Source organism: Bartonella sp. OD88NMGDW, from assembly GCF_042193775.1.
Classification (GTDB): domain Bacteria; phylum Pseudomonadota; class Alphaproteobacteria; order Rhizobiales; family Rhizobiaceae; genus Bartonella; species Bartonella grahamii.
Map to the genome: position 1 here is coordinate 20,487 of NZ_JBHIMA010000012.1, position 11,330 is coordinate 31,816.

Sequence of the window (11,330 nt, forward strand, 5' to 3'; positions counted from 1 at the left end):
TCGAAAGAGCAGTGTAAAAAGGTCAGTAAGGAAAAGAATAGATGTAATACCGGAAATCTTGTTGAAGATTCGTGCGGTTATCGTTCAATCAACAAAAATTTATCTCTCTTATTTAAAGGTTTTGGGTCATAAGTTTTGTTAAGCGAGAGAGTGTTATAGCGTTACAATGGAAAAATATGCATTATGTGTTAAAGGGAAAAGAGCCCCATGACTGTTTAATACTCAAAGTTTTTGTTTTTCTTTGAATGGGATTTGTATCCGCATTTTCCTCATTCGTTTAATAAAGTGTTAATCTTGAGATTTTTGTTTTAAGAAAATTGTTGGCAGATGGTTATGCAAGTACTATATCACGTCAAGGATTCAAAATTTAACGTTCAATAAAGATATGGGGAAGAGTATGAATACGTCTGCTACCAATGTTCCGTCAAACATCAGCAGCGTTGCAAATTTTTCGATTCCTGAGAATGTGTTCGCCCTTACCGTCCAAGAGGTTTGTCACTATACAGATCGGTTATTTAAATTCCGTTTGAATCGTCCGGACAGTTTTCGTTTTCGTTCGGGTGAGTTTGTTATGATCGGTTTGCCAAATGCAGAAAAGCCGGTTTATCGCGCTTATTCGATTGCAAGTCCCTTTTGGGACGAACAGCTTGAGTTTTTTTCGATAAAAGTTCCGGGGGGGCCTTTAACCGAGCATCTCCAAAAAATTAAAATTGGTGATACAGTTCTCATGCGTAAAAAATCTACAGGAACACTGGTTCTTGATGCTCTTATTCCTGGAAAACGTCTTTATCTTCTTTCAACTGGGACGGGGGTTGCTCCTTTTGCAAGTCTTATTCGTGATCCTGAAACTTATGAAAAATTTTCAGAAGTTGTCCTTATTCAAACAACGCGTGAGCAGAGTGAGTTAGTTTATGCAAAAGATCTTGTTTCCTCTTTGCAACACGATCCTCTCATTGGGGGATATGCACAACAGTTGAAATTTTATCCTATGACTACTCGTGAACCTTCTGAACATATGGGGCGTATTACGACTGTTATGGAGAGCGGGTGCTTTTTTGAAACAACGGGCCTTCCTAAAATTCATCCTGATGAAGATCGGGTGATGATTTGTGGTTCCATGGCAATGTTAAAAGATTGTGCAAGGATGTGTGAAAGTTTTGGTCTTGTTGAAGGGGCCAATAATGCTCCTGCTACTTATGTTGTAGAGCGCGCTTTTGTGGGATAATGAGTAGAAAAGTTGATGCTTTATCTTCTTTCAAACCGGTACGGTTTTTTTTCCTTTTGCAAGCTTTACTCGTGATTCTGATACTTATGAAAAATTTTCAGAAGTTGTCCTTATTTAAATAATGCGTGAGCAGAATGAGTTAATTTATGCAAAAGATCTTTTTTCCTCTTTGCAACAAGATCCACTCATTGGAGCATATGCACAACAGTTGAAATTTTATTTTATGACCATGTGCGAACTTTCTAAGCCGATGGGGCGTATTACGACTGTTATGGAGAGCGGGTGTTTTTTTGAAACAAGCGGCTTTGAAACAATAGCACTCCCCAAATTTCATCTCGATGAAGATCGGGTGATGATTTGTGGTTCTATGACAATGTTAAAAGATTGTGCAAGGATGTTTGAAAGCTTTGGTTTTGTTGAAGGGGCTGATGTTCTTGCATTTTACATTATATTGTAGAAAGAGCTTTTTTCGAGGGAGAGGGAAGTTGTGATGCAGTATATGCTAATGCAGTAATCGAATCCCAATCACTTATTGCAATAAGTTGTTGGGGCGCTATCCAAGAACCGCCAACGCAGAAGACGTTAGGCAGTTGGAGCCATTGTGTTGCACTTTTTTGTGTAATACCGCCTGTTGGGCAAAACCGGATATCAGAGAAGGGAGATGCTAAAGCTTCGATGAAGGCAATACCCCCAGCGGCTTCAGCTGGGAAAAATTTGAGATATGAATAGCCTTTGTTTAATGCTTGCATGAGTTCACTTGGGGTCATTGCAGCGGGAAGAAGGGGAATTTCACTATTTTTTGCACAATTGATTAATTCATTTGATAATCCGGGGCTTACAATAAACTTGGCTCCCGCTTGTTCGGCTTTTTCGTAATGTGTTGTGTTGAGAATTGTTCCGGCTCCAACAATTGCTTCAGGGACTTCTTGTGTAATTTTCTGAATTGCTTTGAGGGCATTTGGTGTTCGCAAGGTGATCTCAATTGTTTTTAATCCGCCTTTGACAAGAGCGCGTGTTAAGGGTACAGCACTTTGTAGATTGTCAATGAGCAAAACAGGTATAACAGTTTGTCCTTGGAGATATAGTAAAAGCTTTTCTCTTTTTTGGCACATGATATTTTTTCTTCTTGGAGATGATATTATTTGTATCGTTTGATTAAGCACAATATGTTAAAGAGTACATGAATAAATCTTGAAATTGAATGAAACGCGCGTTATGGCAAAACACATGGAAAAGAATTTTAAAGTTGCTGCACTTTATTGCTTTGCAGATTTGAAGCATTATCATCAATTACAAAAACCTTTGCAGGATTTATGTCAAGCAAAGGATATCAAAGGCACTTTGCTTTTAGCACAAGAGGGAATTAATGGAACGGTTGCTGGTTCTTGTGCTGCGATTGAGGCGTTGGTGGATTTTATTACCGCTGAGCCAGCGTTTCAAAAGCCGGAGATTAAATATTCATGGGCATCAAAAATGCCTTTTCATCGCATGAAAGTGCGGTTGAAAAAAGAGATTGTGACAATGGGGGTTGAAGGGGTTGATCCACTAAAAGTTGTGGGTACTTATGTGGATCCTGAAGATTGGAATGCTCTTATTCAAGATGAAGAGACAATTTTGATCGATACACGTAATGATTATGAATATGCAATAGGGAGTTTTCAAGGAGCCATTGATCCGCAGATTAAAACATTTCGCGAATTTCCTGAATGGGTTCTCAAGCACGAAGCTGATTTAAAGAAGAAAAAGAAAATTGCTATGTTTTGTACAGGCGGTATTCGGTGTGAAAAATCAACAGCTTATGTTCGTGAGCTTGGTTATGATCAGGTGTACCATTTAAAAGGAGGTATTCTAAAATATTTAGAAAAAATTCCAAAAGAGGAAAGTTTATGGTGGGGTGAGTGTTTTGTTTTTGATGAGCGTGTTTCTGTTCAACATGGTCTTGAAGAATGTGGACGCGAATTGTGTCGCGCATGTCGTTCTCCTATCAATGCTGAAAGCAAATTATCGCCTCATTATGAGGAAGGTGTTTCCTGTGATGCTTGTTATAACACGCGTAGTGAAGCCGATAGAGAGCGTTTTCGTGAGCGCCATAGGCAGTTTCAATTGTTGAAGTTGCGTGCAATTGATTCTCATCAAGGGACGTAAGGATAGCGCAGTGTAGCGCTGTAAATTTTAGCATTTTTCTCTTAAATTTAAGAGAAAAGAGTTTTTTGATATTGGTAGAAAAATATTTTATAAGACCGGATATTATTCGGTCTTTTTGTTTATGTTAAATTATTTGATTTATAAATAATCATTATAGATCGTTTTCTCTCCTGACATTTTATAGGATTGAGTTTTTAAATACTTTTCATTTTAAAATAGAAACTCTCTTCACCAACAGTGCAGGGGAGGGAGATTTATAGCTTAAGAGAAAAGCGTATGAATAAGATGTGATTAATAAGAGGAGATGAAAAAGCAGATGCTAGGTGGGAAAAATAAAATGATAATAGGAATTTATGATTCCAGAATTTAATATAATACATTAATTTATAATGATAATTTATTTTGATTTGAATAAAAGAGTTAAATATTGTGAACTTTATTGCTTCCAGATTAGATGAGAACGAAACACGTAAAACTCATTCACTTGTACGTTGCAAATGGAAGCAACGTGTGGACAAAAATCATTTTAGAGAAGGTGTTATGAAACATTTCAATATAGGAGTTTTTGCCATATTGGGAGTTGGCAGATAGAATGGGGGCGTTTGTTTTTAATTTCATAAGTATAAAGAGGGTGAGATGTAGTTGATCTATATCATACAAGTTATATTATACGGGGAATTCTTCATGATATTTTGCTTAAGTGATGCTGTAAAATGGATGTGGAAGCAGGGATGTTTTTTTAGGATTTAAATAAGAAAGATAATGGTATTTGTTGGAGAAGGGCATCATTATCTTTAAAGATGATGGTGCTTCAGTCGTGTTACTATCCCCAGTTTTCAATTTTGCTTATCCTTGCATTTGAGAGGATGTATAAGAGGTACTCCTTTTTTCAATTGTTTTTTATTTGTGATGTGCAAAAGAATGATTTTCATTGATTCATTGTAAGAGGGGTGAAATAAGAGAATTTTATGTTGAGATTTTTGTTTAAGGGCAAAATAATAAATTATCATTATAAATTAATGTGTTGAGTAATTTATTTTGCGTTATTTTCTGCTGCGGATATTAGGAGATAGAATAGGGCAAAGAAACGAGGGGCTTTAAAAGCAAGACAGTGATTTATGTTGCACGGATGATGTAAGGGGTGTGATCTCATGAAAGCGGATGGATAGCTTTGTCTGGTGGAGGAGAGTGTTGTTTTTTCGCATCATTTTATCTTTAAGAATTAAAAAATGTTTAAAATTAAAAAAATGATTGAAATGAGCAAGAATTCGTTTTATAGGACTCCTTGCCCAAAGTCGCACGTGCCTGTGGGTGTCCGCTGGTTCTCAAATGGTGAGATTAACCGGTACGGTACCTGGAACTAACCGCTCCAGTCATTCTTACAGCCAATTGCAAGAATGAGGACATCTTGAAGCAACGACGGTGCGGGCCTTTCTGGTGTCTTCCAGCTTTTAAATGCTGGGATAACTATAGAGGCACACCTCATTGCCTTCAGTGCGGAAGTGGTTTTCTCAACTCCAATCAAAAAGGCAGATAAAATAGAATAACGCGGTTTCGCGCTGTTCTTTCGCTGCATGCAATGCTAATTTCTGGTTTTTTGTAATCAGAATGGGGATGGTTGTTGTGTGTTTTTTGTCCTTTAGCTTTTGGCAGCTTTGGCTGTCCAAGCATAGAGTGGGGGAGTTTTCCCTCAAGGAGAATTGCAGATGGCAACGCAACGTATTCGCGATTTTCTTGCAACACATCGTTCTGAAGGTCCATGCTTAATTGTTGACCTTGATGTTGTTCGTGACAACTATTTAAATTTTGAAAAAGCTCTGCCTCAGTCTCGTATTTTTTACGCAATAAAGGCCAATCCAGCTCCTGAAATCTTGCGTTTGCTGAGTTCTTTAGGATCTTCTTTTGATGCGGCGTCTGTTGCAGAAATTGAAATGGCTTTAAAAGCAGGAGCAACGTCAGAGCGTATTTCTTTTGGGAATACGATTAAAAAAGAGCGTGATATTGCACGAGCATATGCATTGGGAGTTTCACTTTATGCCGTTGATTGTGTTGAAGAAGTAGAAAAAATTGCGCGTGTTGCTCCAGGAGCACGTGTTTTTTGCCGTGTTCTTACTGATGGAAAAGGTGCAGAGTGGCCATTGTCACGCAAATTCGGTTGTGTTCCAGATATGGCGGTTGATGTTCTAAGACGGGCACACCAATTAGGTTTACAAGCCTATGGTGTTTCTTTTCATGTTGGGTCTCAGCAGGTTGATTTGAGTGCGTGGGATCGTGCTTTATCGGATGCTGCTACAGTTTTTAAGCGTTTGGAACAAGAAGGTATTTCGCTGAGGTTGGTGAATATGGGGGGCGGTTTTCCAACGCGTTATTTGAAAGATGTCCCTACAGAACAAGCTTATGGTACAGCAGTTTTTGATTCATTGAAAAAGCATTTTGGTAATCGTATTCCTGAGACGATTATTGAGCCTGGGCGTGCGATGGTTGGCAATGCTGGTGTTATTCGTACAGAAGTTGTTCTAATATCCAAAAAAGCTGATAACGATAATGTACGATGGGTTTATCTTGATATTGGAAAATTTAATGGTCTTGCTGAGACTATGGATGAAGCCATTCGTTATCCTATTGAGACACCTCATGATGATAAGGTTATGGAGCCTTGTATTTTGGCTGGACCAACATGCGATTCCGCAGATGTTCTTTATGAAAAAACACCTTATCCGCTTCCTCTATCCCTAACGATAGGAGATGAAATATTGATTCATGGAACGGGGGCTTACACAACAACTTATGCATCGGTTGCTTTTAATGGTTTTGAGCCTTTACGATCATATGTGATCTGACATTTCCTTTTAACTATAGGTTTTTTGGATTTTTTGCTATGCTCGTCATGGCGCTATAAGAGGGCGGTTATAGAGATGAACATGATGAATTTTCAAACAAAAGATGGGGCATGTTTTACACTTTCATTGGAGCAAGAAGCCGATAAGCCTTATCGAGAAATTTTGCTTGATTCAACGATGGGGTATGGACGTAAACGTAAATCATCAGAGGCTTTACGTCGTGGGCGGTTAGCTGCTCAAGGGCTTTCTTTTGTGGTTAAAAATGCGCTTGGAGAGCTTGTGGGAAGTGTCCGTCTTTGGCATGTTTCTTTTTCTAAAGGAAAAAATAAAACACAACATGCTTTACTTTTGGGCCCCTTGGCTGTTGCATCTGAATGTGCTGGTATGGGAATAGGATCAATCTTAGTCCGCCATGTAATTGAAACAGCAAAAAAATTAGGATATGGCGCCATTTTGCTGGTAGGGGATTTTGAATTTTATCAACGTTTTGGCTTTTCAAATAGTTTAACAGAAAATTTGGCAATGCCTGGTCCTTATGAAAAGCATCGCTTTCAAGCGTTGGAACTGATACCACATTATCTTTCTGGGTGTTATGGCACTTTAGTTCCTAGTGGAGAACGAGAAGTTTCAAATGGTTTTCAGCATCATAAAGTGGCTTGAGGATAGTGTTTATTTTGTTTTTTAACAGCTGGCATTGAGGAGAGCATACTGTTTTGGCGAGTGCCAAAGCATTTAGCGGTACAAAGTTTTTGGGGAGTTGTATTGCGATTTTATTATATGACTTTTTCTTTATGTGGCTGATTTCTTATTTTTGATAATTTCAGTTAAGTGACTAGGAATATATTTAAAGCTCATTTTTGGGGAATAGCGTCCTATTTTATAATATTAAAGGAACTGGATTTTTGAGTGGTCTTGTATTCTTTTAAAGCCGGTATCATCATGCAGTTTTCCAGTTTTCAATATCGTTGGTAGATCTTGCATCAAAACGGTTGGATATTTTACTTTTTTCTTAAACAGTTTTTATCTCTTTGCTTTTTATGTAAAAGGGAATAGTTGCAATTGGCATGAGAGTATCTCATACAAAATGATTTTCTCATGTAAAATTTCGCATTCAGAATCAAAAAATGTTACCCTACACATTATAAGGGAAATAGGTGTGTGAATAAAAATCACAAGAATCATCAATCTTTTATGAATATTCGTGTGAGAATCAAAAGAGTGAAGGACAAAGAATCTTACAGAATAGTTTTTATGAAGATAGTAGCGTAAAAAGGGGGGGTAAATAGATGAGAGATTTAATGACAGGCGCAAATATTGTTTTAACGTTTTTTTCTCTATGGTGATAAATCAGAAATCTTATAGAAATAGCTGCTTTATCTTTATGGTGTGGAGCACTTTAGATAAGCTCTTTATTTATTATCATCTAAGATAATTTTTGTATGCGAGAAGTTATTTTTAAATGCGTAAAGAGCCCGCATTGAACTGAATTTTTATCAGAAGAATCATTTAGAATCACAAGTTGATTTATACTGTCTCTTGAAAAGAGATAAAGTACATAGGAAGCTCTAAAGTCATAAGGATGAAAAATATTTCTCAATTTTAATTAAGTTTAGTGATTTGGTGGTGAATCCATGAGAGGTGGTATTTTTTTAAGAAAAATGGTCATAACTGTCAAAGTACCAAAGATAATGGTTATGATAAAGAAAATATCACTAAAAGCCATAATCGTTGCTTGTATGCGTACCATACCAAACAATTGAGAAAGAGCCAGAGTATAGGAATCAAAGGTTTCTGTTTTGAAAAACAAAGTAAGCTTTGAAAGCATTTCTGTTGCTTGTCTGTTTCCGTGGTTAAGCGTTTCAGCTATTCGTTCATAATGGAAGTCTGTGCGTTTTGTCATGAGAGTGCTGATAATGGCAAGCCCTACAGCACCACCTAGATTCCGTGTGAGATTAAAGAGTCCAGAAGCATTTTGCATTCGTTCTGGCGGGAGTGTTCCCAAGGCAATATTATTAATAGGAACCATACACAACATCACAGAAGCACCACGGAAAACTTGCGGCCAAAAGAGTTGCAAAAAATCCCAGTTATCTGTGATAGAGCTCGCCATCCAAGTGCCTACTGCAAAACCCAAAAGTCCTATTGCCATCATTAAACGTGCATCCATTCGTGCTGAAAGAAATCCAGCAAGCGGAGCAGTTAATAACATGGCGAATCCTGAAAGAAACAATGTTTCTCCAATCATGAGCGCATCATAATGGCGGATTTGGCTTAAATAGACAGGATAAAGATATGTAAGTCCATAAAGACCTATTCCTAGTGCAAAGGAAAAAATGGATGCAGCAGAAAAATTAAAATTAGAAAAAGTAGAGAGATCTACAATGGGTTCTTTTGCTGTAAAAGCACGCCAGAAGAATAAGGCTGCAGCAAGAATCATAATAATGAACAAATCCCGAATCAGCCTATCACTCAGCCAATCATGACGTGCTCCTTCTTCTAGAACATACTCTAAAGTTCCCAAGAAAGTAGCCATAGAAATGAGTCCTAACCAATCAAATTTCTTCATTAAAGAGGGATCAGCTTTATCAAAATCAATTAATTTCCAAGCGAGAATTGATATGATAATCCCGAAGGGTACATTGATGAGAAAGAGCCAATGCCATGATGAGAGATGACAAATGTAACCTCCCACGGTTGGACCAATGGTGGGGGCTAATGTTGCGACCAGTCCGACGATAGGGGTAACAATGGGACGTTTGGAAGGAGGAAAAAGGACATAGGAGGCAACAAAAACACTAGGGATAATTCCACCACCAATAAAACCTTGTAGTGCGCGATATAAAATCATCTCTCCGATAGATGTTGCCGTTGCACAAAGAACAGAAGTAATCGTAAAACCGATAGCTGATAAGGTAAAGAAAACACGTGTTGAAAGCAATCGTCCTAAAAATCCAGAAAGCGGCAACATGATGACTTCAGCGATAAGGTAGGAGGTTTGAACCCATGAAATTTCTTCAGAGCTTGCTGCAAGCCCCGCTTGAATTTCAGCTAAAGAAGAGGAAACGATTTGGATATCTAAGATTGCCATAAACATGCCAAAAGACATAGCAATAAAAACTACAATTTTGTGCAATCCAATGCTTTCTTGAGACTGTATGGGCTCTGGTATGGAAGATGTCATCGTAAGATCTTCTACTTTTTTGTTATAAGAGACTTTTATCTTGTGGCTTTGTACGTGTGTCAACTTTCACTGAAACACTCATTCCTGCTCGGATATGTCCGTTTTTTAAGACTTCTTCTGGAATAGAAATACGTACGGGAATGCGCTGGACAATCTTTGTAAAGTTACCAGTAGCATTTTGTGGAGGCAAAAGAGAAAAAACAGCGCCTGTTGCGGGCGAAATAGAAAGCACTTTTCCTGTAAAAAACTCCTTTTTGAAGGCATCAATAGCAATATAAGCCTTTTGTCCTGGGTGAATATTTTGCAACTGTGTTTCTTTATAGTTTGCTTCAATATAAAGTGCATGTATGGGGACTAACGCCGCAAGACGTTGGCCATTTACAACAAAATCTCCCGTTTTTGCTGTTAAATTTCCTATAACTCCATCAAATGGCGCTCGTATAATGGTCGAATCAAGATCACGTTGTGCTTTTTCACGCGAGAGTTCTAAACTCTTTGTTTGGCTTTCTATTTCACTTCGTTGCGCTTCTAGCACTCGGATATTTGCACGTGCTGCAGCTATTTGTGCATCCGCTCTGTTAACATTCGCAATGGCTTGTTCATAAGCTGATTTGGCATCATCAACATCGGATTGAGGAGCATAACGATTTTTTTTCAGTTCTGTTACACGTTTTAAGCTGAGTTGTGCATTGGTTGCTATGGCTGAAGCAGCGGCTTTTTGTGCTTTTGCATCATCTAAAGCACTACGAGCGGCTGTGATTTGTGCATCAATGCGTAGAAGTGTTTTTTTCTGTGTGTTAAGATGCGCTTCTGTTTGATCCAAGGCTATTTGATAATCACCATTGTCTAGGTAAAATAAAACATCGTCCTTTTTTACAACTTGGTTGGCTTTAATGGCAATTTTTTCAATATATCCATTTAATTTAGTCGCAATAGCTGCTATATCTCCTTGCACATAGGCATCTTCAGTAGCGAGTATATAACGCCATTGCGTTACCCACTTATAGCTAAACCAAATAACAAAAAGTGCAAAGATAATAAGAAGAGCCTTGATTGCTTTCTTTTGTTGCGTTTTATTGAAATTTTTGGTCGAAAAAATTGTCTCAGCTACGGACATGATTTTATACTTTCAATATTTATGTTCCACTGAGTATAATAAACCTATCGCTATAGACTAGGGTGATATACATGCAAGGACGATAAGAGCTTTTCAAACAATAAGATAATTTCCGAAACATAATGCTAAAAATATGAACTTGCAAGTTCAAGGTCTTATTTTGTTACGCATTTTTTACAAAGACCTCGTACTTCTAGGGTGCTTTTGTGGGCTTGGAAGTCAACAGCTTGAACCATCTGTTTTAAACTCGATACAATCGTTTGATTTTGTATTTCATTGACTGTACCACAGTTTTCGCAAATTATAAACGTTGTAAGTTCATGTTGACAGTTTTCAGGGTGTAAACAGACCATAAAGGCATTTACACTTTCAAGACGATGAATACACTTTAACTGTACGAGTTTTTCTAACGCACGATAAACTTGGAGAGGTGCACGAAAGCCTTCTTCGCGTAAGTGATTGAGAATCGCATAAGCACTTAAAGGCCCTTTTGCATTTTTTAAAGTGTTTAAAACCAATGTTTGGTTACGCGTCAGTTTAGATGACATTGACATCTTCCTTTTGCTCTCATGGCAAAGCATAAAGCGTGTAAGAGGTTTATGCAATGGTGATTATAGAATATGTACTCTATCTTTAGCCTTTTACATGACATCATTGTGATATGTAAGAAAAGTTGCAATCGTTGTGAGGGGAGGGGTATTATAATCTGAAAGCCGCTGTTATCTAGTAAGGAACTTTTATACGCTTTTTATTTTAGTGTAATGTATTGAAATACAACCAGATGTTTATGTTATTTTATTTTAAAAAAAGTAAAAAATGATA

At 37.7% G+C, this 11,330-nt stretch carries 8 protein-coding genes and 1 pseudogene; 5 read left to right on the plus strand and 4 right to left on the minus strand.

The annotated features are described in order from the left end of the window. Positions 1 to 397 precede the first annotated feature (397 nt). Positions 398 to 1,225 (plus strand): ferredoxin--NADP reductase, encoded by an 828-nt coding sequence (locus ACFIJR_RS07995; protein ID WP_375627438.1) that lies wholly within the window; start codon positions 398 to 400, stop codon positions 1,223 to 1,225. A gap of 34 nt (positions 1,226 to 1,259) precedes the next feature. Continuing rightward, positions 1,260 to 1,693: pseudogene (locus ACFIJR_RS08000) on the plus strand (ferredoxin--NADP reductase); the annotation flags it as partial. Here the strand turns inward: ACFIJR_RS08000 and eda are convergent. Then, positions 1,672 to 2,337 carry a bifunctional 4-hydroxy-2-oxoglutarate aldolase/2-dehydro-3-deoxy-phosphogluconate aldolase gene (eda, locus tag ACFIJR_RS08005; protein WP_375627437.1) on the minus strand — a complete coding sequence of 222 codons (666 nt, stop codon included), beginning with the start codon at positions 2,335 to 2,337 and terminating at the stop codon, positions 1,672 to 1,674. The pseudogene ACFIJR_RS08000 and the gene eda sit on opposite strands and share 22 nt — an antisense overlap. A 115-nt stretch (positions 2,338 to 2,452) precedes the next feature. On the opposite strand from eda, the gene ACFIJR_RS08010 reads away from it, so the two are divergent. The 3 genes from ACFIJR_RS08010 (at position 2,453) to ACFIJR_RS08020 (ending at position 6,870) form a co-directional block, all read left to right on the plus strand. Next, entirely contained in the window at positions 2,453 to 3,370 is a 918-nt protein-coding gene (locus ACFIJR_RS08010) for a rhodanese-related sulfurtransferase (protein ID WP_375627443.1), read from the plus strand. Between the two features lie 1,706 nt (positions 3,371 to 5,076). Further along, entirely contained in the window at positions 5,077 to 6,210 is a 1,134-nt protein-coding gene (locus ACFIJR_RS08015; RefSeq protein ID WP_375626784.1) for a type III PLP-dependent enzyme, read from the plus strand. Between the two features lie 75 nt (positions 6,211 to 6,285). Then, positions 6,286 to 6,870 (plus strand): GNAT family N-acetyltransferase, encoded by a 585-nt coding sequence (locus ACFIJR_RS08020; RefSeq protein ID WP_375626786.1) that lies wholly within the window; start codon positions 6,286 to 6,288, stop codon positions 6,868 to 6,870. A 949-nt stretch (positions 6,871 to 7,819) separates the two neighbouring features. Here ACFIJR_RS08020 and ACFIJR_RS08025 read toward each other — a convergent pair. From ACFIJR_RS08025 to ACFIJR_RS08035, 3 genes are all read right to left on the minus strand, one after another. Then, complete coding sequence (locus tag ACFIJR_RS08025; protein ID WP_375626788.1) at positions 7,820 to 9,391, minus strand: DHA2 family efflux MFS transporter permease subunit; 1,572 nt, start codon at positions 9,389 to 9,391, stop codon at positions 7,820 to 7,822. A 22-nt stretch (positions 9,392 to 9,413) separates the two neighbouring features. Next, entirely contained in the window at positions 9,414 to 10,508 is a 1,095-nt protein-coding gene (locus tag ACFIJR_RS08030) for an HlyD family secretion protein (RefSeq protein WP_375626789.1), read from the minus strand. A gap of 155 nt (positions 10,509 to 10,663) precedes the next feature. Further along, positions 10,664 to 11,056 carry a Fur family transcriptional regulator gene (locus ACFIJR_RS08035; RefSeq protein WP_015856750.1) on the minus strand — a complete coding sequence of 131 codons (393 nt, stop codon included), beginning with the start codon at positions 11,054 to 11,056 and terminating at the stop codon, positions 10,664 to 10,666. Between the last annotated feature and the right edge of the window lie 274 nt (positions 11,057 to 11,330).